General features: G+C 46.6%; 19 protein-coding genes and 1 tRNA gene. 2 read left to right on the top strand and 18 right to left on the bottom strand.

All coding sequences use genetic code 11. The annotated features are described in order from the left end of the window. Positions 1-90 precede the first annotated feature (90 nt). From G9G54_RS19180 to G9G54_RS19095, 18 genes are all read right to left on the bottom strand, one after another. A complete protein-coding gene (locus G9G54_RS19180; RefSeq protein ID WP_165179226.1) occupies positions 91-1005 on the bottom strand; it encodes an RluA family pseudouridine synthase in 915 nt (304 codons plus the stop codon). Then, a complete protein-coding gene (gene hemL / locus G9G54_RS19175; RefSeq protein ID WP_025722720.1) occupies positions 1002-2306 on the bottom strand; it encodes a glutamate-1-semialdehyde 2,1-aminomutase in 1305 nt (434 codons plus the stop codon). The genes G9G54_RS19180 and hemL overlap by 4 nt, the downstream gene beginning before the upstream one ends. A gap of 30 nt (positions 2307-2336) precedes the next feature. Further along, positions 2337-3335 carry a porphobilinogen synthase gene (gene hemB, locus G9G54_RS19170; RefSeq protein ID WP_165179225.1) on the bottom strand — a complete coding sequence of 333 codons (999 nt, stop codon included), beginning with the start codon at positions 3333-3335 and terminating at the stop codon, positions 2337-2339. 47 nt (positions 3336-3382) lie between these two features. Beyond that, entirely contained in the window at positions 3383-4939 is a 1557-nt protein-coding gene (gene cobA, locus G9G54_RS19165) for a uroporphyrinogen-III C-methyltransferase (RefSeq protein ID WP_103050161.1), read from the bottom strand. Positions 4940-4943: 4 nt separating this feature from the next. Continuing rightward, the gene (gene hemC, locus G9G54_RS19160; RefSeq protein ID WP_165179224.1) at positions 4944-5870 is read right to left on the bottom strand and encodes a hydroxymethylbilane synthase; all 927 of its coding nucleotides are present in this window, start codon (positions 5868-5870) and stop codon (positions 4944-4946) included. 1 nt (position 5871) lies between these two features. Further along, positions 5872-6519, bottom strand: a complete 648-nt coding sequence (locus G9G54_RS19155) for a precorrin-2 dehydrogenase/sirohydrochlorin ferrochelatase family protein (RefSeq protein ID WP_165179223.1) — start codon at positions 6517-6519, stop codon at positions 5872-5874. A gap of 7 nt (positions 6520-6526) precedes the next feature. Further along, positions 6527-7354, bottom strand: coding sequence for a cytochrome c biogenesis protein CcsA (gene ccsA / locus G9G54_RS19150; protein ID WP_061828817.1), 828 nt, complete (start codon positions 7352-7354; stop codon positions 6527-6529). 16 nt (positions 7355-7370) lie between these two features. Further along, positions 7371-8765, bottom strand: a complete 1395-nt coding sequence (gene hemA, locus G9G54_RS19145) for a glutamyl-tRNA reductase (protein ID WP_069290219.1) — start codon at positions 8763-8765, stop codon at positions 7371-7373. A 249-nt stretch (positions 8766-9014) separates the two neighbouring features. Beyond that, a complete protein-coding gene (speD, locus tag G9G54_RS19140; RefSeq protein WP_025365654.1) occupies positions 9015-9413 on the bottom strand; it encodes an adenosylmethionine decarboxylase in 399 nt (132 codons plus the stop codon). Between the two features lie 267 nt (positions 9414-9680). Continuing rightward, complete coding sequence (locus tag G9G54_RS19135) at positions 9681-10268, bottom strand: non-ribosomal peptide synthetase module (protein ID WP_134904425.1); 588 nt, start codon at positions 10266-10268, stop codon at positions 9681-9683. A gap of 290 nt (positions 10269-10558) precedes the next feature. Next, positions 10559-11170 carry a ribosome biogenesis GTP-binding protein YihA/YsxC gene (gene yihA / locus G9G54_RS19130; protein WP_061828820.1) on the bottom strand — a complete coding sequence of 204 codons (612 nt, stop codon included), beginning with the start codon at positions 11168-11170 and terminating at the stop codon, positions 10559-10561. 18 nt (positions 11171-11188) lie between these two features. Then, complete coding sequence (gene lon, locus G9G54_RS19125) at positions 11189-13525, bottom strand: endopeptidase La (RefSeq protein WP_061828821.1); 2337 nt, start codon at positions 13523-13525, stop codon at positions 11189-11191. Between the two features lie 110 nt (positions 13526-13635). Beyond that, positions 13636-15363, bottom strand: coding sequence for an ATP-dependent protease LonB (gene lonB, locus G9G54_RS19120; protein ID WP_103050155.1), 1728 nt, complete (start codon positions 15361-15363; stop codon positions 13636-13638). 215 nt (positions 15364-15578) lie between these two features. Further along, on the bottom strand, positions 15579-16697 hold the full coding sequence (gene ispG / locus G9G54_RS19115; protein ID WP_025718670.1) for a flavodoxin-dependent (E)-4-hydroxy-3-methylbut-2-enyl-diphosphate synthase: 1119 nt from the start codon (positions 16695-16697) through the stop codon (positions 15579-15581). A 110-nt stretch (positions 16698-16807) separates the two neighbouring features. Continuing rightward, positions 16808-18064 carry an ATP-dependent protease ATP-binding subunit ClpX gene (gene clpX / locus G9G54_RS19110; RefSeq protein WP_013311623.1) on the bottom strand — a complete coding sequence of 419 codons (1257 nt, stop codon included), beginning with the start codon at positions 18062-18064 and terminating at the stop codon, positions 16808-16810. 12 nt (positions 18065-18076) lie between these two features. Next, positions 18077-18667, bottom strand: a complete 591-nt coding sequence (clpP, locus tag G9G54_RS19105; protein WP_016324659.1) for an ATP-dependent Clp endopeptidase proteolytic subunit ClpP — start codon at positions 18665-18667, stop codon at positions 18077-18079. 410 nt (positions 18668-19077) lie between these two features. Next, positions 19078-20391, bottom strand: coding sequence for a trigger factor (tig, locus tag G9G54_RS19100; protein WP_028541569.1), 1314 nt, complete (start codon positions 20389-20391; stop codon positions 19078-19080). Positions 20392-20534: 143 nt separating this feature from the next. Then, positions 20535-21443 carry a hypothetical protein gene (locus G9G54_RS19095; protein ID WP_185156316.1) on the bottom strand — a complete coding sequence of 303 codons (909 nt, stop codon included), beginning with the start codon at positions 21441-21443 and terminating at the stop codon, positions 20535-20537. Positions 21444-21700: 257 nt separating this feature from the next. Here G9G54_RS19095 and G9G54_RS19090 point away from each other — a divergent pair. Then, positions 21701-21774: transfer RNA gene (locus G9G54_RS19090), tRNA-Arg, on the top strand. 405 nt (positions 21775-22179) lie between these two features. After that, complete coding sequence (locus G9G54_RS19085) at positions 22180-22944, top strand: exodeoxyribonuclease III (protein WP_165179222.1); 765 nt, start codon at positions 22180-22182, stop codon at positions 22942-22944. The last annotated feature ends 35 nt before the right edge of the window (positions 22945-22979 follow it).

Here is a 22979-nt window from a genome sequence, read left to right as displayed (position 1 = left end):
TCTGACTTCTGGTCAGGCGCACGGAAACTCCATATTGCAAACCGTTTCTAGGTTCAAGTATATGCGCCAAAATAGAAGGCATGCCATCTTTTATAGCTGTTTGTGTAGCTTTTGAAAATCATCCGGCCAAGCATCCTCCACGGTAATCGTTTCGCCACTCAGCGGATGACAGAAGGTAAGACTCTCTCCGTGCAGCGCCTGCCTGCCAAAATCAGTAGCCCGCCCCCCGTATAATACATCCCCGAGCAACGGGTAGCCAGCATGACTAAGATGTACGCGAATCTGGTGCGTCCGGCCTGTCTCCAGCGTCAGATATACGAGACTCACTGCACTTGGACCGCTTCCCCATACTTCCCCGAGTTCAATATGGGTAACCGCCTTTTGCCCAGTTGGAGATACACGACGGCGCTGCTTATGATGCCTGTCCTTGCCAATCGGCCAATCCAACGTTCGCAGCGATGGGGGTACTTTCCCTCGTACCAAAGCTACATACCTGCGGCCTATATCCTTAGCTCGCATTTGCTCGTCCAGCTTGAGCAACGCAAATTCATTTTTGGCATATAGCACTGGGCCCGTCGTATCCACATCCAGACGATGTACATGCCGTACCGCCGCATGAATGCCATTCATCTCATAGTAGGATGCGACAGCATGATCCAACGTCAGCGGACCATCCTGCACAGCGCCGTCCGGATGTACTGCCATACCTGCCGGTTTATGCACTACCAGGCAAAAATCATCTTCATACAGTACCTTCAAATCATACCAACGAGGGGTGATTCCAAGGTTTATTACAGGAAAAAGGGCCAGCCGCAGCCGGTCCCCTGTAAGTTCAATCTCTTTTGCATGACGCAGTCTGCGCCACAGCTTTTCCGGTAATTCCAAACGATTCAGCAACCACTGATCTACAGCATCAGCATTGTTTTTTTCCCCGTCTGTGATTTCCCGTCCTGGCGTGACTTCCAGCCACGGTCCTCTTCTTTTCCAGCCACCTTGCCAGCTCATAGACGTTTGAGCGCGCGATAGTTCGCCTCAATGGTGGCATCAATATCCTCTACCGTATGCACGCCCGACACAAACATACCCTCAAATTGAGATGGTGCCACACTGACTCCCTCATTCACCATTTCAGTAAAGTAACGGCGGAAGTGGTCCTGATTACTCGTTTTAGCTGTGTCAAAATTGACAACCTTTTCTTCTGTAAAAAATGGACAAACCATGGAACCCACGCGATTGATCGTGACAGGGATACCCAGCTCGCTCGCATTACGTTCGAATCCGGCTTGAAGTCTTGCTGCCCGCTCTTCCAGGCGATCGTATACTTCTGGCGTCAGCAATTTAAGTGTCGAATAACCTGCTGCCATAGCCAGCGGATTTCCGCTAAGCGTACCCGCTTGATAAATTGGCCCCGATGGAGCAATCTGCTCCAGAATATCCCGACGTCCGCCGTAAGCACCTACAGGGAGTCCACCACCAATCACTTTACCCAGACAGGTAAGATCCGGCGTCACACCAAAGCGACCTTGAGCCGAATGAAGTCCAACCCGGAATCCAGTCATCACTTCATCAAAAATCAGCAGACTTCCGTACTGCTGGGTTACCTCACGCAAACCTTCCAAAAATCCAGGCTGTGGCGGTACAACTCCCATATTGCCTGCTACAGGCTCGACAATAATTGCGGCAATCTCTTCGCCAAATTTCTCAAAAGCTAGCTTCACCGAAGCCAAATCATTATAAGGGACGGTGATGGTATGGGTAGCTACGACTTCAGGTACACCCGGACTATCGGGCAAGCCTAATGTCGCAACACCAGAGCCTGCTTTAATCAGCAAACTGTCCGCATGACCGTGATATGATCCCTCAAATTTAAGGATTTTACTACGGCTCGTAAATCCACGTGCGAGTCGAATCGCACTCATAGTCGCCTCAGTTCCGGAGTTAACCATACGTACAATGTCCATAGAAGGAACACGCTCACATACGAGCTTGGCCATTTCGGTTTCTGCCAACGTTGGTGCGCCGAAGCTGGTTCCTTTTACAACAGCAGCCTGTAAAGCTTTAACCACTTCGGGATGTGCATGGCCCATAATAAGCGGTCCCCATGAACATACATAGTCTAAATAGGATTGACCATCAATATCATATACACGCGATCCTTCGCCATGGTCGATATATACAGGTGTAATCCCAACAGATTTAAAAGCCCGTACCGGGCTGTTAACGCCGCCCGGAATGTATTGTTTTGCCTCATCAAAGGCTACTTTGGAGTTCGTATCCTTGCGCACTTTCCGTTGTTCGTCGATCAATCTGACCACTCCTATCTTCTGAAAATAGACTTATTGCTTCAACCATCTTGCCGCATCCTTGGCCGAATAGGTAATAATCATATCTGCACCCGCACGCTTCATGCTTGTCAGAATCTCCAGCACCATTGCTTTTTCATCAATCCAGCCTTGAAGAGCGGCTGCCTTGACCATGGCATATTCACCACTAACGTTGTAAGCCACCATAGGCAGATCAAATTGATCCTTAATCGTGCGCATCACGTCCAGGTAAGAAAGAGAAGGCTTCACCATCAGCATATCCGCACCCTCTAGCACATCAGACTCCGCTTCTCGCAATGCTTCACGTGCATTGGCAGGGTCCATCTGATAGGATTTGCGGTCACCAAACTGCGGCGCAGAATCTGCGGCTTCCCGGAAAGGACCATAAAAAGCAGACGCATATTTGACGGAATACGACATAATCGGAATATGTGAAAAGCCTTCCAGATCCAGCCCCTGCCGAATCGCTTGTACAAAACCGTCCATCATATTAGATGGCGCGATAATATCCGCACCAGCTCTGGCCTGAGAAACTGCTGTACGTACCAGCACCTCCAGAGATTCATCATTCAATACTTCACCGCATACCTCACCATCATGCTCATGCATGTGTACCATACCGCAGTGTCCATGGTCCGTAAACTCACACAAACAAGTGTCAGCCACAACCAGCAGTTCGGGATAACGAGACTTGATCAAACGAGTAGCTTCCTGAACAATACCATCGTCCACAAAAGCCGAAGTCCCTACACTGTCTTTTGTTTCCGGTATGCCAAACAGGAGCACGGCGGGAATGCCAAGCTCACTAATCTCTTTCAGTTCTTCCTCCAGCCGATCTAGAGAAAAACGGTATACACCTGGCATAGAGCTAATTTCCTGTTTCACCCCAGTGCCAAATGTTACGTAGATCGGTTGGATAAAATCAGCGGAATTCAATACCGTCTCACGCACCATACTGCGAATTGCAGCCGACTGACGCAAACGACGATGTCTAGTAAAAGGAACACTCATGAATACAAACCTCCATTTTTTATACATTCATTAGCAAAAACAAAAAATTATAATGTCATAAGAGTACTTGATCGTTTCCAGTCACATAACGATTGGATCAGACTTTCAATGGTTGCCTTCTCTGACATAAAACTCACAGTCAAACCGGCTTGGGTAGCTGTCTCACCGGTCAAAGGACCTATTACAGCAATCGTAACTCCCTCCAGCAGCGACAATGGATCATGGATCCCCATTTGCCTGAGCGCTTCCAGAAAAAAGGTGACGGTTGAGGAACTCGTAAACGTAATCGCATGAATGGCACGTTCCTCAAGCAGCTTGAGGAGCTCGTCATCCTGTGTGTTGGCTGCCAGCACAGTTTGATACAAATCAGCCTCGGTCACATGAAGCCCCATCTCCCTCAGCTTTTCTGGCAGCCACGGCCGTGCTAGATCACCTCTAGGTAGAAATACGTTCTGCCCTGCCTGCAAATCCTGCTCAAACCCTTCGAGCAAGCCTTCTGCCTGAAAAGGGCCTTCGATCTGTTCTGCCACAATTCCGTGTGTCCGAAGCGCAGCTGCTGTAGCTGGTCCGACTGCGGCAATACGAGCTTTGAACAGCATGCGTACGTCCTTGCCCTGTTCCTTTAAGTGCGTGAAAAAGTATTCAACTCCATTAACGCTAGTGAAAAACACCCAATCATATTCAGGTAGTCGCGCAAATGCCTCTTTAATTTCCTGTTTGGTTGACTCGTCCGAAGGGGCGACAGTCTGAATAACTGGAAATTCATAAGGCTCGCCGCCAAGCTCCTCAATCCGGTGAACCAGACTGCTGGCCTGCGCACGCGCGCGAGTAACCAAAATCCGCTTGCCAAACAAAGGCATGTCCTCAGCCCATTTTAACTGTTCACGTTGATTGACCACTTCTCCGACAACGATGACGGCGGGAGGTTGAAAATTCGCAGCCTTCACCTTAGCTTCAATATCCGCCAGCGTACCCACCAGCGTATCCTGCTCGGCGCGGGTCCCCCAACGGATCAAGGCAACAGGAGTATTTGACGGCTTGCCGTGTTTTATCAGCTGTTCACTGATATAGCCGATCTTGGCTACACCCATCATAAAGATCAGTGTGCCCGTTGCGTTCGTCACTTTATCCCAATGAATACTTTTGTCGAGTTTATCGGGACTTTCATGACCTGTAATGATAGACAGCGATGAGGCCATATCCCGGTGTGTGACTGGAATGCCCGCATAGGCGGGCACACTGATTGCTGATGTGATGCCGGGTATAATTTCATAAGAAATACCATGTTTACGCAGTAGCCCGGCTTCCTCGCCGACTCGTCCAAATATAGTGGGGTCTCCCCCTTTAAGACGAACAACTGTTTTTCCTTCCAAGGCCAAATCCACCAGCAGCTGATTAATTTCCTCTTGCTTCATGGTGTGACGATCTGGCAACTTGCCGACATAGATTTTTTGGGCACCTGGCTTCATCAATCCCAAGAGGCGCGGGCTTGCCAGTCTGTCGTATACAATGACATCGCCCAATTGAATGCATTCCCAACCCTTGACCGTAATTAATCTTGCGTCTCCGGGTCCTGCACCTACCAAATATACTTTTCCTGCCATGCTATCATCCCCTCACCTGCGCAAGAATCTGTTCCGCTCCTTTGGCTATCAAACTGGCCGCCACCGCTTCTCCCAGCTTTTGCGGATCATTTCCCTGGAGCGTTTCCTTCAAAATAACCTCGCCATCTGGCGAGCCTACCATGCCCGTGAGGCTGATTTCTTGACCAGCCCAGACCGCATGAGCCCCGATCGGCACTTGGCATCCCCCATTTAACACGCCCAGAAAGGTTCGTTCTGCCGCAACGGTAGCCGAGGTATCCCGGTCGTTGTAAAGGTGCAGCAAGGCCAGTAGCTCTTCATCGCTCGCACGACATTCAATACCTAGCGCTCCCTGCCCGACTGCCGGCAAACAGTCTTCTTCCGGTATATAGGACGTAATTCGCTCTTTCCAGCCCATCCGATGCAAGCCTGCTGCCGCCAAAATGATAGCGTCAAAACCTTCCGTCTCCAGCTTTTTCAGACGGGAATCAATATTACCACGCACAGGCTCCAATTGTAGATCAGGTCGCATGGACTTGATTTGACTGGCTCTGCGCAGACTGCTCGTGCCCACCTTTGCCCCTTGAGGCAAATCCTCCAGGCTCTTGGCGCCCAATGTGATCAGGCAATCACGCGGGTCCTCACGGCGCGGCACAGCGCCGTTAACAAGCCCTTCCGGCAATTCGGAAGGCATATCCTTCATACTATGTACTGCCATATCAATCTCACCAGCCAGCATGGCCTGTTCAATTTCTTTGACAAAAAGCCCTTTGCCACCCACTTTGGACAAGGTTACATCCAATATTCGATCACCCTTGGTCAGGATTTTCTTCACGACAAATTGCAAATCCATTCCATGCTTTGCGCACAGCGCGTTCAAATCTTCAATGACATGCCCGGTCTGAGTTAACGCCAGCGCACTCTGTCTGCTGCCTACCACAATTGTTCGCATGTTATTCCTCCTGATTTTGCGCAATCCATAGGTCTATTTCTTTTTCGGTCCAAGCCATAAATTCATGACGCCGTATTTGATCCAAAATTCCGCTACTCGCCAAGCGCCTCAGTAGTTTGGTCCTTTGCTGTGGGGAACTTATCTTACGTTTGATGATCTGTCGCATATCGTGCATGAAATCCAGATATGGCTCGTATTCGCTACCAAACAACGTATTCAAAGCTGATGTAATATCAGTGGTCACAGCAGGGCCAGCCCCTTCTGTGGAAATACTAATCGTCAGTCTTCCTCGTCGAATGATACCCGGCGTTATAAAGTCTCCCTCTTCCGATCGATCCGCCACATTTACCAGTATACCCCTTTGTCTGGCCTCATGCGCAACCTCATAATTCACTTCTCTCTGGTTCGTCGCCGCATATACAAGAAAGGCTCCCTGGAGGTCACCCTCGCGATATACGCGATTTACCCAGTGGAGCTGCTTGTGATCCGCCAGAACCTGTAAATCCGGCGTTATATTCGGGCTAATGACGGTAATGAATGCCCCACTTTCCATCATCCCCTTTACCTTTCGTTCCGCAATCCTACCGCCACCTACAACACAACAGATCTTATTCTTACAATTCAACGAAATCGGGACAAAATGCTGCAAAAGGCTTTCACTCTCCCGTCCACTGATGAAATACAGACCAGGAATTCAGCAAAAAATTAAGAATCAATAGCGTGTAGCCCACCAATGCCCACTTTGCCATGACAAGCCCTGAACGCTGATTCAATCTTTTGCTCACTAAAAATATAATATACACGCACAAGGCAATCGCTGTCATCAGCACCTTGGTATCTAGCAAGAGACGCCAGCGTTCCTCGGCAATAATTGAAATAACGGCAACTACAATTGAGACCCCCAACAAAGGAGTACCAATCAACAGCGCCATATGCGTATACCGGTCCATCATTTCTAGACTCGGCAGGCGTCTGATCGTGTCATTCCATTTCTTTACTTTCAATTTACGATGCAAAAACAGATATAACCCCGAAAATACAGCTGCTACCGTCATTGCTACAAAACCAAGATTAGCCAGCGCAATATGAATCAGGAGCAGACCATGAACTGTATGCCAATTTCCAAGTGGGTTGTCGAGAGGCTCCATCCATATATTGTTGAGCACTAGCACTGCAAAACTAATAATATTAAGCAACAATACCGCAAATTCGGATCGCTGATAACGTGTCAGAATCAAAGAAATCAGTACCAAAATAACTGAGAACAGAAATAGAAAATCGTAGGTCACAAAAATAGGAAGATGCCCTTCATTCCAGGTTCTTATCCCCATATAAGCAAGCTGGAGCACCAGAACGACAACAAGAAGCCCTGTACCTGTCCGTTTAGCATTCGCATTGCGACGAATCCCATCCGAGAATACAAACAGAAGGCTCAGGGCAAAAACATAAATCATTGAATCATATATAAGCATGCCTGAAGCCACTTCTGTTCACCCACCTTTACAGGCTGGCCGGCGCAAACGACGCTGGCAAAGCCTGAGCCTGAACGGTTTTTTCATGAACACCGGCTTCCGGTTTCATTAACGCAGACGCATCGCTTTTATCTACTTTCTGAGCGGCGTCATCCAAACGATCCTCTAGAGCAAAAATATGGCTAAACATGTCTAGGGCCTCATTTCCCTGCTTTTGAACAGCCAGTTCCTTTACCCGATTGATCGGATCATGCATCATCTGATTCAGCATACTTTTCGTCAAGCGGCTAATCACTTTGCGTTGCCGTTCATCCAGCTCGGGAAGCTTATTGAACAAGCTTTCCAACGTATCCTGATGTACAGACTCCGCTTTTTCTTGTAATGCACGAATCACCGGACGCACTCCCATCGTTTTCAACCATTGATAAAACTCGCTAAGCTCATCTTCGATCATATGCTCGATTTTTGTAGCTTCGGTACGGCGCATTTCCAAATTGCTCTCCACGATCCCTTCCAGATCATCAATATCGTACAGGAAAACATTCTGTAATTCACCAATAGCCGGGTCGAGATCACGTGGAACCGCAATATCAATCATAAACAAAGGACGGGACTGTCGACGTTTCATACTTGCTTCAACCCGAGTCCGATCCAGAATATAACCCTGGGCACCTGTCGAGCTAATGACAATATCCACATCCGCCAACCGATTCATACCTTCCTCCATCGTAACCGGCGTTCCATGGAACTTGGAGGCAAGGTCTTCCGCACGGGACAAGGTTCGGTTTGCTACAATAACCTCGGCTGCTCCACCGCTGTACAAATGCTTAACGGTAAGCTCGCTCATTTTACCAGCACCGAGAATCAGTACCTTTTTATCGGTAAACATCCCGAAAATCCGTTTGCCCAGCTCAACTGCTGCATAGCTGACAGATACGGCACTTTCTCCAATAGACGTCTCCGAATGGGCACGCTTGCCCAATGTGACGGCCTGCTTAAACAACATATTAAACCACGTTGCCGTAATTTTCTGGGATTGAGCCTGAAGAAAAGCGTTCTTTACCTGTCCCAAAATTTGTGTTTCTCCGATTACCATAGAATCAAGGCCACAAGTCACACGGAACAAATGCCGAATCGCCTGCTCGTCCTCATATATATATAAATGTTGTGTAAATTGATCACGCGGAATACCAAACCATTGCTCCATAAAACTGCGTATAAAATAACCGCACATGTGAAGGCGGTCCACCACAACATATATTTCAGTCCGATTGCAGGTTGCGACAACTACGCCCTCCAACACACTTTTGGTAAGTTTGAGTTGTTCCAGCGCTTTTGGCAAATCTTCTTCTGCAAATGTAAAACGCTCTCTGACTTCCACAGGCGCCGTACGATAATTCAACCCAACAACGACGATGTGCATTGCAAATTCACCTGCCTAAACTGTAATAAGAATAACCACTGTTATCATAAACTATGTTAATTATATCACAGAAGTCCGAATCTCCTCCGGCTGTTTTATGAATTGTTTATGAAAATTGGATGACGTTCATGAACATCTAGCATGTTCTGTAAGATTTGATTTAGTGTAGACCACTTTTAAAACAAATAACCATGGAAATGTTCCATGGTTATAATATAGGACGCACAAATGGCTCCATAAAAGAACGATTTACACCAACTCAGCCAACTTGCACTCCGGTGATTCCACCTGAAGTTCTCCCAAGCCGCGAATCAGCTTCTTCGCATATGTTTTTTTCGGTTTTAGAACGGATACCAGGTAATCAATAGCCAGCTGCGGATCGACAGTCTCACCGCAAGTATAACAATCAATAGCGGCAAATCCTCTCTCAGGATACGTATGAATAGAGAGATGACTCTCCGACAACAGTACAAGCACGGTAGCTCCCTGTGGTTCGAATTGCTTGGATTGAACAGACATCACCGTTGCTCCGCAAGCTTCAGCTGCTTCAACTAATTGAGCCTCCAAAAACTGCGCATCATTCAGTAATTCAAACTCAACACCCCAAGTATCTACGGCAACGTGTCTTCCGAAAGTTGAGTACTCCAATTCCATCTTTCGGTTCCCCCTTCCTAGGAATAAAATGTTTGAAAAAATTTCATCCGCTAGGACCTACGTCATTCACTTCCCGAGGGAATAACCTCTCGCAACATTCAATGTCCTGAGTGAATCCTGGTTCCTATATTCATTTTCAACGAGATTAAAAATAACATCTATGTGCAGCAAATGCAATCATTTTTTTGGAATAAAAAAGCCCCTTTCGGTAAAGAAAGGGACTACACTGCATAACGATTCATTCCATGTATTCATGCCTTATTAAGCTTCCAGTGCAAATAATTTCGAGCAACTCATTCGAAGCTTGTGGTCAATCTGTTCCAACTCCGAGAAAGTACGCGCCAAATTCCGCTGGTCAAGCAACGAATTAATGAGATGATATACGTCTGATATTTCATTTTCGACGTTCTGATGCTGAAAAAGCTGTTGCAGTTCCTGAACCGTATTTTTATATTCAAATACCAGCCTGGAGCCTACGGCATTCTTCTCCATAATTTTACGAACCGTACCTTCATTATAAAAATACACCATAGTGAATCCTTGATACATTCGGTAAACGATGCCTTCGCCCTTAAAACGAACAAAAAGTTTGCGTATAAACAGGGTTAGTTGCGGATGAATTAAGCGGCAAGTCAATTCACACACAAACGCTCCCTCTTGGGCTTCAAAAAACAAATGAACTTCCTCACCCGCACTATGCTCCAGAACGATTTCCTGTCTTCCGTTATCTAGAACTTTAATATAGTAATGCACCTGGGGATCATCCACTGCCCGCAAAAATTCGTCCATTTGAGTTTCCGACAAGGTCAAAGTGGTTTTAACATACTCTGTGGCTAACCGCTGAGCCATACCAATCTCCTCAATTCTTTCCTGAACCTATAAGTTTAAGCTTTATGCTTTATTATACATCAGACCTACAACGCTTTTCTTGCACATCAAATCATAAATTTCCGCCATACATCGGAAATAAACGGAAAATGATAGGGTTGAGACTGCATTATACCCCATATCCTCACTCTTCTACTTAAATTCCACGAGTTCCTTTAGTTATTATATATTATTCCCACCATTTTAGTGAGTTTAATATTTTGTGAAGCCCGAATCATGAAAAAAGGACGCCCTCAAGGACGTCCCTAACCTTACAATTCCGTCTGCTCTTCGTCGTCATTCTCTATATAGCTGGAGATGACAGACCACAGCTCTTCCTTGCCCATACCTTCTTCGGATGAAAAGGGGATAAACAATCCCCCGGGAAGTATTCCGAGTTCCTGCTTGATTACCTTATAATGCTTTTCTCGCCGCGTTTTAGGGATTTTATCTGCCTTAGTGCCTACAACGCAGACTGGAAGCCCGTGATGGCGCAGCCAATCGTGCATCATGATATCGTCCTTGGACGGCGGATGACGCAAATCCACCATTTGAAGCACCAGCTTAAGTGGCTCACGCTCCAGCAAATAAGACTCAATCATCTGCCCCCAAGCCTTGCGAGACGTTTTGGATACCTTGGCATAACCATAACCGGGAAAATCGACAAAATAGAGGTCATCATTAATCCGGTAATAATTGAGTTGCTGGGTTTTACCTGGCGTAGAACTGGTACGCGCCAAATTTTTACGGTTAATCAACCGATTAATCAGTGAAGACTTTCCTACATTGGAGCGCCCCGCCAGAGCAATCTCTGGCAAAGCGTCCACAGGAAACTGATCGGGGCCAACCGCACTTATTATAAATTCTGCTTTTGTTACTTTCATTGTGTTCTTAATTCCTCTCTAATGTACCCTTGCCTGCTCAACCAAAGCATGCTTTAGCACCTGATCCATATGGGCAACGGGGACAAATTCAACATCCTGCCGGATACTGTCGGGAATATCCTTCAAATCCCGTTCATTATCTTTGGGAAGCAGAATTTTTTTGTAGCCTGCCCGATGGGCAGCCAGCGACTTCTCTTTCAAACCACCAATCGGCAATACTCGGCCGCGCAAAGTAATTTCGCCTGTCATAGCTACATCCTTGGATACATGACGGTTGGTCAAAGCTGAAATTAATGCGGTAGCAATAGTAATTCCCGCAGATGGGCCATCCTTCGGAATCGCACCCTCAGGAATATGAATGTGGATATCATTTTTCTCATAAAAGTCCAGTTCAATGCCCAGATCAACTGCTTTGGAACGAGTGTAGCTGAATGCCGCCTGGGCAGATTCCTTCATAACGTCTCCCAGTTTACCCGTAAGAATCAGTTTACCACTACCGGGTACGACCGTCACTTCAATCATCAGTGTTTCACCACCGACCTCTGTCCATGCCAAGCCTGTAACCGTACCGATCTGATCCTCCAGTTCTGCAACACCGTAACGGAATTTAGCGATACCCAAATAATCCTTCAGATTATCCGGTGTGATTTGAATCGGCCCTTCGCCACCAGATACAACGGACTTCGCCGCCTTGCGGCACAGAGAAGCCATTTGCTGTTCCAGATTCCGCACACCGGATTCACGGGTATATTCACGAATGACACGCAGGAGCGTATCCTCCCCGATGACCAACTGTTCCTCGTTCAAGCCATGCTCTCTCTTCTGCTTGGGCAATAGGTACCGATTGGCGATTTCCAGCTTTTCCAGTTCGGTGTAGCCTGGAATATAGAGTGTCTCCATACGGTCCATTAGCGGACGCGGGATGTTGTGTGCAGCATTGGCTGTCGTTACAAACATTACATTGGACAGATCAAACGGCAGCTCGACAAAATGGTCGCTGAACGTATTGTTTTGTTCAGGATCAAGCACTTCGAGCAATGCCGCCGATGGATCCCCCCGAAAATCGGAAGCCATTTTATCAATCTCATCCAGCAAAAATACCGGATTAGACGTTCCTGCGGTCTTCATCCCTTGAATGATCCGCCCCGGCATCGCGCCAACATAAGTCCGGCGGTGACCACGGATTTCCGCTTCATCCCGCACACCTCCGAGAGAAATGCGGACAAATTCCCGACCCATGGATTTGGCAATCGAACGGGCCAACGAGGTCTTGCCGACCCCTGGCGGGCCTACGAGACACAGAATCGGTCCCTTAATGGTCTTCACCAGCTTGCGCACAGCCAAATACTCCAATACACGTTCCTTCGGTTTATCGAGTCCGTAGTGGTCGTTATTGAGTACCTCTTCAGCTTTGACGATATCCAGATCATCATCGGTAAACTTGTTCCACGGCAAGCTTAACAACCAATCAACATAATTACGGATGACGCCACCCTCGGCAGAGCTTGCCGGCATTTTTTCCAGACGATCGATTTCCTTTTCGACCTTCTCCTTCACCGGAACAGGTAACTCCAGTTCACTTAGCTGGTTGCGCAGTTCTTCAACTTCTCCTGCGCGGCCTTCCTTCTCGCCAAGTTCCTTTTGAATCGCCTTCATTTGTTCACGCAGATAATACTCCTTCTGCGTCTTCTCCATTTGCTTCTTCACACGCTGGTTGATTTTACGTTCCAGCTCCAGTACTTCACGCTCATTGTTCAAAATATCCAGAAGCTTCTCCAGACGCTGAGTAACGTCGACCGTCTCCAGTATATCCTGCTTTTCCTTAATTTTAAGCGTCAGATGACTTGTAATCACGTCTGCAAGCCGCCCCGGCTCTTCAATATCGGATACCGCAGCGAGAGTCTCCGGTGTTACCTTTTTGGACAAGTTGATATAATGCTCGAACTGAGTTAATACAGTGCGCATAAGCGCATCCGTCTCAGGCTGTACGTTTTCTGCCTCGTGCAGCTCCTTCGCCATTACCTCGTAATATTCTTCATTGTCCGTATATTGAATAATCTCGGCGCGTTCCAGCCCTTCCACCAATACTCGAATAGTTCCATTAGGAAGCTTGAGCATCTGGCGTACCTTGGCTACCGTGCCGACTCGAAAGATGTCCTCTTGTGTGGGTTCTTCAATATTTACTTCTGATTGAGAACACAGGAGAATCAAATTGTCTTCAACCATCGCTTTTTCCAAAGCCTTGACCGATTTTTCCCGGCCCACATCGAGATGCAGAACCATGCTCGGGTAGACCAGAAGTCCTCTTAAAGGCAGCAAAGGAAAACGACGACCTTTTGTCTTGGTGGGTCCCATCGCTTTCGCACCTCCAGTGATTCTCAGGTTCCGGATTTTACAATCCTCACGTTGTTATCTTTCATATTTTATCAAATGTTTTATGAAAAAACCAATGAAAGGGTGGTTCATCAGCAAGATCCTGTATCTGATATCGTCCCGTTATGCGTTCCATCAGCCTGTAACAAGGAAGATTGGGATGGGCGAAAAGTCTCAATTGGCGCATGCACAGGCAAATCTGACGTCATTTCTTCCCCAAACACATGTCGGAACACCTCGGTAACCGACTGTACGGGGATGACTTTTAAACCCTCAATGCTGTCAAAAAGAGCTTGCCAGTTGTCCTGCGGAATGATCACCTTTTTGGCTCCAGCCTGAAAAGCGGCTTCAACCTTGGCTAATACACCACCAATCGGTTTGACACGACCATGGATGCTAACTTCGCCAGTCATAGCAATTTCATGATCCACCGGAATTCCCCGCATCGCGGAAGCAATGGCTGTTGCCATCGCAATTCCTGCGGACGGGCCATCTACTGGCGTACCCCCAGGGAAATTGATATGCAAATCGTAATTCGATGGAGACAATCCGAGCGTACGCAAAACGGTTAGAACATTTTCCACAGAACCTTTAGCCATGCTCTTACGGCGCAGCGTGCGGGACCCACCTCCAATTTCTTCCTCATCCACGACCCCCGTAATATTATAAATTCCCTTTCCCTCAGGAACCGGAACTGCTGTAACTTCAATTTCCAGCAGCATCCCCATGTTCGGGCCATATACAGCTAATCCGTTAACGAATCCGATTTGCGGCAAGCCCGGTATTTTTCGGTCAGGACGTGGTTGAATTTGACTGCTGCCCGCTACCCATTCCACGTCGGAAGCATTGAGACGCTCCCTTTTCTCGGTAAGTGCCAAACCAGCAGCCAGCTGGATCATATTGACCGCTTCCCGACCGTTCGTTGCGTAACGCTGTACAACTTCTACCGCCTCAGGGCAAGGGCCAAAGCCTAGCTTGTGGACAGCATCCTCTGCAATACGAGCAATCTCTTGTGGCTGCAAGGCACGGAAATAAATCTCCATGCACCGGGAGCGAATCGCAGGTGGCAGTTCATGCGGCGAACGGGTCGTCGCACCTACCAAACGAAAATCGGCTGGCAAACCGTTTTGGAAAATATCGTGGATATAAGCAGGAGTGTTCGAATCTTCCGAGTTGTAATACGCACTCTCCAAAAATACCTTGCGATCCTCCAGTACTTTCAACAGTTTATTCATCTGCGTTGGATGCAGCTCACCAATCTCATCAATGAACAGCATTCCCCCATGCGCCTTCGTCACAGCTCCGGGCTTAGGCTGCGGGATTCCCGCCACCCCCATCGCTCCTGCCCCTTGATAGATTGGATCATGCACTGAACCTATCAGCGGGTCCGCAATACCGCGCTCGTCAAAGCGGGCCGTCGTAGCATCAATCTCCGTGAATTTGGCATCTCCCTTGAACGGGGAGGACAGATTCTTCTTAGCCTCTTCCAGCACCACGCGTGCAGCAGCCGTCTTCCCTACACCCGGCGGGCCATAAATAATGACATGCTGCGGATTCGCACTACATAACGCTGCCTTGAGTGCGCGCAGTCCGTCCTTCTGACCCACGATATCCTGTAATGTGGCAGGACGTGTGCGTTCAGCCAATGGCTTAGTAAGTGAAATAGAACGCAATTTGCGCAGCTTATCCAATTCCTTGCGGGATTCCCGATCCACCGCACTACGGTTCGTTTTCTGGCTCCGCAGGAGGTTCCAGAAATACAGACCAATAACAATCCCGAAAAACATTTGCACCAATAACAAAATCATAGTCAAGTCCATCGTATTTCCTCCGTTTCTCATCTCAGCAATTTGAAAAATGCCGCTCTATGAAAAACAGTATTTCCTTTTCCGCGATAGCTAAACGGCGGTCTTTCAAAAGATCAGAGAGAAATACAAAAACGCCGTGGAGAACAGTTCTGTAGCAGAGCTGCTCTCCACGGCGTTTAAATGATGACAATAGATTATGACTATGCCTCTTTATATAACTGCTTTGCCTACACCTTCTCGGCGGTATGACGTTCTTCACGTCCAGGGATTTTCCCTGTTTCCTCATATGCCTTGACGATGATATCAATTTCTTTTTTCAATTCGTCCACCATATCAGCCTCTGGTACTTTGCGAATCATTTTTCCATAACGGAACAAAAGGCCTTCACCGCGTGCCCCAGCAATTCCGATATCAGCTTCCTTCGCTTCACCCGGGCCATTTACTGCACAACCCAGTACTGATACTTTAATCGGTACCTTGAGTTTTGCAATGTAGTCCTCCACCTCGTTGGCAATAGAGAACAGATCTATATCCAGACGTCCACAAGTCGGACAAGAAATCAGTGTAGCTGCGTTTGTGATCAATCCAAATGTCTTGAGCAACTCACGTGCTACCTTCACTTCTTCCACCGGATCGGCACTGAGCGAAATACGCATTGTAGAGCCGATGCCTGAGGCCAGCAAAGCGCCCATACCTGCCGCGCTTTTAACCGTACCAGTAAAGAGCGTACCCGCTTCGGTAATACCCAGATGGAGCGGGTACTTAATAATTTCAGCGGCCTTCGTATAAGCTGCAATCGCCATAGGAACATCAGACGCCTTCAGTGACACGATAATGTCATGGAAATCAAGTTCTTCCAGTATCCCGATATGATACAGTGCACTTTCTACCATCGCTTCTGGCGTAGGGTAGCCATACTTATCCAGTAAATGCTGTTCCAGTGACCCGGCGTTCACACCAATCCGAATCGGAATCCCTTTTTCCTTACATGCCTTCACGACAGCTTCCACTTTTTCACGTCGTCCAATGTTACCTGGATTAATGCGAACCTTATCAATTCCATTTTCAATTGCCAGTAGAGCCAGCTTGTGATTAAAGTGAATATCTGCAACCAACGGAATATGAATCCGTTTTTTTATTTCCTTAATGGCTGCGGCAGCTTCCTCATTGTTGACGGTAACCCGCACTAGTTGACATCCAGCTTCTTCCAAGCGAAGAATCTCGGCTACAGTTGCTTCTACATCTGCTGTTTTGGTTGTACACATACTTTGGATGATGACTTCATTGCTGCCGCCAATCGTCAGATTCCCGACTTTAACGGGACGTGTGTCTTGTCTTAAGAACATGTACTTTTCTCTCCCATTAACACCAAACCTCCACCCCTTAAAACCTCATACAGGTTTAGTGAAGTGGAGATCCGGCTTCTCATGTTTTAGAGATCGCGAAGTATCAATCCTTAGGCGCTCTCTTCTTGTTTTTTATCCTTATCTGTACCACCGAGTTCCGGTGCGATTTTGTCTTTTACAACCTGCTCATTGATGACGCAAGTAGTCACATCCTCACGGGAAGGAACCTCATACATTACGTCCAGCATAATACCTTCGATGATCGCGCGAAGACCACGGGCACCCGTGTTACGCTTGATCGCTTCTCGAGCAATGGCTTCCAGAGCATCTTGCTTAAACTCCAGTTGCACATTATCCAGTTCAAGCAGCTTCTGGTATTGCTTGGTTAACGCATTTTTCGGTTCGGACAGAATACGAACCAATGTGTTCTCATCAAGCGGCTCCAGCGTAGAAATTACTGGCAAGCGTCCTACAAATTCCGGAATCAGGCCGAATTTCAAAAGATCCTCAGGCAATACCATTGAAGTATATTCGCCTGGTTTCAGATCTTTTTGTTCGCTAGTAGCGTTGAAGCCGATAACCTTTTTACCGATACGGCGTTTGATCATTTGCTCCAGACCATCAAAGGCACCACCGCAAATGAACAGGATATTCGTGGTGTCAATTTGAATGAACTCTTGATGTGGATGCTTGCGACCGCCTTGCGGAGGTACAGAAGCAACTGTGCCTTCCAAAATCTTAAGCAACGCCTGCTGCACACCTTCACCCGATACGTCACGCGTAATGGACGGGTTTTCGGATTTGCGGGCTACTTTATCAATTTCGTCAATGTAGATAATGCCGCGTTCGGCTTTTTCCACATCATAATCGGCAGCTTGAATCAGTTTCAACAAAATATTTTCAACGTCTTCACCCACATAACCTGCTTCCGTAAGGGAAGTGGCATCTGCGATAGCAAAAGGAACGTTCAAAATTTTAGCCATGGTTTGCGCAAGCAACGTTTTACCCGAACCTGTAGGTCCAAGCATCAAAATGTTACTTTTTTGCAGTTCTACATCATCAATTTTGTTTTGAGTATTAATACGTTTGTAGTGATTATATACCGCTACAGACAACGATTTTTTCGCTTGATCCTGACCAATGACATATTGGTCCAGAATGTCACGGATTTGCATTGGTTTCGGAATGTCTTTCAGATCTACTTCTTCTTCATGACCCAATTCCTCTTCTACAATCTCCGTGCACAACTCAATGCATTCGTCACATATATATACGCCCGGTCCAGCAACAAGCTTGCGAACCTGATCCTGAGATTTACCGCAGAAAGAACATTTCAATTGTCCTTTTTCATCATTAAATTTAAACATAGAGCCACCCCTTTACAGATTAATCGGTTTAGACAGCACCTGGTCAATGATACCGTATGCTTTTGCCTCTTCCGCTTCCATGAAGAAATCCCGGTCAGTATCACGTTCGATTTTTTCGAGGGGCTGACCCGTACGCTCTACATAGATTTGATTCAGCTTAGCACGTGTTTTGATAATCCAGTCCGCATGAATCAGCATATCGGAGGCTTGCCCTTGAATGCCACCGAGCGGCTGATGGATCATGACTTCACTGTTGGTAAGCGCGTATCTCTTGCCTGGCGCACCCGCTGTGAGAAGCAACGAACCCATACTTGCAGCCATGCCTACACAGATCGTCGATACGTCCGGCTTAATGAATTGCATTGTATCATATATACCCATGCCCGCAGTTACAGAACCGCCTGGCGAGTTAATGTACAAATTAATATCCTTCTCTGGATCTTCCGCAGAAAGGAACAATAACTGTGCAATGACGAGATTGGCGACATCGTCATCAATCGGGCCACTTAGGAAAATAATACGATCCTTAAGCAACCGCGAGTAAATATCGTAAGATCGTTCTCCTCGATTCGTTTGTTCCACAACCATAGGGACGAGACTCATCACGACCAACCTCTTTTCTTTATTAAAATGAACACCTGTATTCATCCGCTTCCTTATGTCCCATTAAAACGGAAGCAGCAAGCATGAAACGTGAACACCTTACAAAATATTTTAACATGTTCAGAGTCTCGTGTCATATTTGCATGCGCTCATATATGCAGTGCAGGCTGTTTAAAGTACACTCTGCCGAGACCTTCTCATATTTAACCATGTTTCGTATGTATGTGCAAATATACGGTAGTGACTTATGTAAAACAAAAAACACGACTCACAGCACTTTCCATAAACGACTAAAATTTGGGTTACCAAAGGTAAAAATAAGGCACGTAACTTTCACTACGTGCCTTATCCCTATCTAATTGCTACGTTGCAGCTTGTTACAGCATACTCCGTATATTTTATCGTCTGAATTATTCAGCAGCTTCAACTGGCGCTTCTACTTCTTTGCTGTTTTCCACCAACAAAGCAATCGTTTTGCGCAGTGAAATTTCTTCTTTCAGGTTAGCGAACGAGCCGTTACCTTCCAGAATGCTGCGGATTTCCTCAACTGAACGTTTGTAAGCTTCAGCCATGTTTTTCAGTTCTTCATCAATTTCCGCTTCGGAAACTTCGATGTTTTCTGCTTTAGCCACTTGCTCCAGCACGAGGTTGTTACGTACGCGCTTCTCAGCATCAGCTTTCATTTGCTCTTCCAGGTCTTCCTTGCTTTGACCAGAGAATCCGAGGAACATTTCAAGGTTCATACCTTGGCTACGCAAACGGTTGTCGAAATCGCGAACCATGTTTTGCACTTCGCTCTTCACCATTGCTTCAGGAATGTCGATTGTTGCATTCTCAGCAACTTTCTCCACTACAGCACCCTCGCGGGCTGCTTTAGCTTCGTTTTCCTTACGATCCAACAATTGCTTTTTCAAGTCTTCCTTGAATTCAGCCAGTGTGTCAAATTCGCTTACATCTTTAGCGAATTCATCGTCCAGTTCAGGAAGAACTTTGCGTTTCAGTTCGTGAACTTTCACTTTGAATACCGCTTGTTTGCCAGCGAGGTCAGCAGAATGGTAGTTCTCAGGGAACGTTACTTCAACGTCCTTGGAATCGCCAGTGTGCAAACCAACCACTTGCTCTTCAAAGCCAGGGATAAATGTGTTAGAGCCCAGTTCCAAAGAATACTTCTCAGCTTGTCCGCCTTCGAATGGTACACCATCCACGGAACCATCGAAGTCAATAATAGCTGTATCACCGGATTGAGCAGCATCTTCATCAACGACAACCAATTCAGCATGACGTTGTTGCAGGCGCTCCAGTTCTTGAGCCAGTTCTTCGTCGCTTACTTCGAGTTTGCTTACAGGCACTTCTACGCCTTTGTAATCGCCCAAAGTCACTTCAGGTTTAACAGTAACCTTTGCTTTGAATTTGAAAGATTCGCCTTTAGCAAATTGGTCAATTTCAACGTCAGGGCTGTCAACCGGGAAGATGTCTGTTTGCTCTACAGCTTGGCTGTAAGCTTCTGGCAACAGGATGTCAATTGCATCCTGGTACAGACTTTCAATACCATAGCGTTTTTCAAAGATAGGACGTGGTACTTTACCTTTACGGAATCCTGGTACACTTACTTGTTTTGCCACTTTATTAAAAGCTTTGTCGAGTGCAGCGGCTACACGATCCGCGTCAACCTCAACTTCAAGAACCCCAAGGTTCTTCTCTATTTTCTCCCAAGTTGCTTTCATTTTATGCTTTCCCCTCCAACAAAATCTTCACTTAGTTTTCATTACAATCAACGTACACAAAATAACCACTATAGTATATCTAACATTACTGTCTTTTTCAAGAGCAGCCCTTTGAATGCTTCACAGGTAAACGTTTCCGGTCATTAAGGAGTGTTCATTCCCGCCACTACGAATAGTCGCATCGACCGATACGCCTGCTCAAAACGGAAGCGCAGCGCATCTGTAATGCCATATATAGCACGGGTTTCTTCCTCATTATTATTTCCGTTCAAACTTTCCGAAACTGTCTGATGGAGTGCTGCAGCCCAAATATCCGGCATTCCGTCCTCTTCCACCAACATTGATCTATAATCTTTTGTACCGTATACTGCCATCACAAACTGTGACCACAACTCCTGTGCAAAATAGAATAGTGTAGGCTCGTGCACCTCAGTTTGATCGGCCACCCGTTCCAAAATACGCATAATAGACTCTGGAAAATCACCTGGCTGTAACGGAACCGTTTCAATGTCGATTTCCGCTTGTTCATCACCCCGTCTGATTTCTATCGTCCCTTCCATTCCGCGTCGTCGCATTGTCTGTAGAACACGGAATTGAAGTAAGGGATGGATTTCCCGTTCCGTAATCCAGCGAAGCAAGGCATCGTCGATTTCTGGCAGTTCCAGATAGGACAACTGCTCCAACGCTAAAATCGTCTGTTCGGATAAGGGTTCATCCATAGCCATCCGCAACAGCTTGTTGCCGTAGCCTGCATCCTGCTCCTGCTTAAAGCGTGCATGACGGCGAGCTAACTCTACTTCACTGACCTCTTCTTCCACAGCGTCCGTTACCGCCCCGCTGTCAGCGTACTGTGGAAATGCAGCCTCCAGCCATTGTAATAGAGCGTTCCATTCATCGTATTGCTTCTGCTCCTGTCCCTGACACTGCATTAAAAAACGCAGCATCGCCATCGCCTCTCCGTAACGTTCGTTTTCAAGCATCACAGTAAGTTGAATTTGATAATAGTCCAGTGTCTTCGGAAACAATACAATATTATTTTCTTTTGTCGTCACCTTGGAGTCCTTTATTCAAGGCACCCCCTCTCCTTCGCAAGCTCAAGTATTTGTAGATTATATGAGAAACAGTAGCCGAAGTCCAACCACTCGTCTTACACATATTCACCTGTATTCTAACATACCCTTTTATAAGGCAAAAAAAACTACGCCTACTCAGAATTTATGCTGTATAAAGCCTAAACAAGCGATATATGCAAAATAAGACTTGAATTTCTTTTATCCATATGATATATTAATATTCGCTTGAATTTTATGTCCCAGTAGCTCAGCTGGATAGAGCAACGGCCTTCTAAGCCGTCGGTCGGGGGTTCGAATCCCTCCTGGGACGTCATAACAAGAAGCCTCCATAATGGAGGCTTTTTTTGTTGTCATGAGATAAACCACGGGGGAACGTCGGGTCAACGGTATCGTTAGCCTATACTTCGCAGCCGACCATAGGGAGAGTATCTCTCTTGATAAATCACACCAAAAAAAGCTTCCATAAGGGAGCTTTTTTTCATTATAAATAATGTAGAAAGATTAGTCTGCCCATCACTACTTTAGGCGCTGGTTTCAAGTCTCTACTCTTTCAAAAAAGGGCAGAAATTGCTATCATCTATCATGTTGCACCATTTCAGGACCATTTTAATGAAAAACCTATGAAGTCCAGATAGAAGACATTTATAAGCTTATGTCAACAAAGGATATACAAATCACATCGCTTACCGCGTGAATTAGCAAGGAGATTAATCAAATGAAATTAATATCTTGGAATGTAAACGGCTTAAGGGCCTGTGTGACCAAAGGGTTTTATACTTATCTAAAAGAAACAAATGCCGATATTTTTTGCGTACAGGAAACGAAGCTTCAAGAAGGTCAAATCCTCATGGAGAACATGGAGGAATACACACAATACTGGAATTACGCTGAGAAAAAAGGATATTCCGGCACGGCTATTTTCACCAAAATCAAGCCGCTCTCTGTGCATTATGGACTTGAGGAAAACGAAGAACCAGAGGGCCGAACCATTACTCTGGAATTCGAAAAATTTTATCTCGTCAATGTGTACACACCGAATACCAAACGGGACTTATCCCGACTACCCTACAGACTGGAATGGGAAGACCGTTTTCGCAGCTACCTGCAACAACTGGATGCTTTGAAGCCTGTCATCGTTTGTGGAGACTTGAACGTAGCTCATCAGGAGATCGACCTCAAAAATGCCAAAGCTAACTACGGAAATGCCGGATTCACGCCTGAGGAACGGGAACGCATGTCACAGCTGCTAGACGCCGGATTTATAGATACTTTCAGATCCTTTTATCCTGACCGGACGGATGTTTATTCCTGGTGGTCCTACATGCCGAAGGTGAGAGAACGGAATATCGGCTGGCGGATTGATTACTTCCTCGTCTCGGAGAGACTTCGTCCGCTTTTGATGGATGCGAGCATTGATTGTCATATTACAGGCAGTGACCACTGCCCTGTGATATTGGATTTACAAGATATTTCAGCATAGTCCCCCCTGCCCTGACACAAGGATTTATGAAATCT

It is taken from the genome of Paenibacillus sp. EKM212P (assembly GCF_011066115.1).
GTDB lineage: Bacteria > Bacillota > Bacilli > Paenibacillales > Paenibacillaceae > Paenibacillus > Paenibacillus polymyxa_B.
The sequence above is the reverse complement of the archived record's forward strand: the minus strand, read 5'-3'. Positions and strand labels throughout refer to the sequence as shown.

What these genes read in the sequence shown, in the direction of transcription:
- yihA (WP_061828820.1), bottom strand. Translation starts at nt 11,170, where the DNA reads ATGAAAGTAACAAAAGCAGAATTTATAATAAGTGCGGTTGGCCCCGAT.
- lonB (WP_103050155.1), bottom strand. Translation starts at nt 15,363, where the DNA reads ATGGACTTGACTATGATTTTGTTATTGGTGCAAATGTTTTTCGGGATT.
- clpP (WP_016324659.1), bottom strand. Translation starts at nt 18,667, where the DNA reads ATGAGTCTCGTCCCTATGGTTGTGGAACAAACGAATCGAGGAGAACGA.
- G9G54_RS19085 (WP_165179222.1), top strand. Translation starts at nt 22,180, where the DNA reads ATGAAATTAATATCTTGGAATGTAAACGGCTTAAGGGCCTGTGTGACC.
- lon (WP_061828821.1), bottom strand. Translation starts at nt 13,525, where the DNA reads ATGGGACCCACCAAGACAAAAGGTCGTCGTTTTCCTTTGCTGCCTTTA.
- G9G54_RS19135 (WP_134904425.1), bottom strand. Translation starts at nt 10,268, where the DNA reads ATGGCTCAGCGGTTAGCCACAGAGTATGTTAAAACCACTTTGACCTTG.
- ispG (WP_025718670.1), bottom strand. Translation starts at nt 16,697, where the DNA reads ATGTTCTTAAGACAAGACACACGTCCCGTTAAAGTCGGGAATCTGACG.
- G9G54_RS19180 (WP_165179226.1), bottom strand. Translation starts at nt 1,005, where the DNA reads ATGAGCTGGCAAGGTGGCTGGAAAAGAAGAGGACCGTGGCTGGAAGTC.
- hemB (WP_165179225.1), bottom strand. Translation starts at nt 3,335, where the DNA reads ATGAGTGTTCCTTTTACTAGACATCGTCGTTTGCGTCAGTCGGCTGCA.
- hemA (WP_069290219.1), bottom strand. Translation starts at nt 8,765, where the DNA reads ATGCACATCGTCGTTGTTGGGTTGAATTATCGTACGGCGCCTGTGGAA.
- clpX (WP_013311623.1), bottom strand. Translation starts at nt 18,064, where the DNA reads ATGTTTAAATTTAATGATGAAAAAGGACAATTGAAATGTTCTTTCTGC.
- tig (WP_028541569.1), bottom strand. Translation starts at nt 20,391, where the DNA reads ATGAAAGCAACTTGGGAGAAAATAGAGAAGAACCTTGGGGTTCTTGAA.
- hemC (WP_165179224.1), bottom strand. Translation starts at nt 5,870, where the DNA reads ATGCGAACAATTGTGGTAGGCAGCAGACAGAGTGCGCTGGCGTTAACT.
- cobA (WP_103050161.1), bottom strand. Translation starts at nt 4,939, where the DNA reads ATGGCAGGAAAAGTATATTTGGTAGGTGCAGGACCCGGAGACGCAAGA.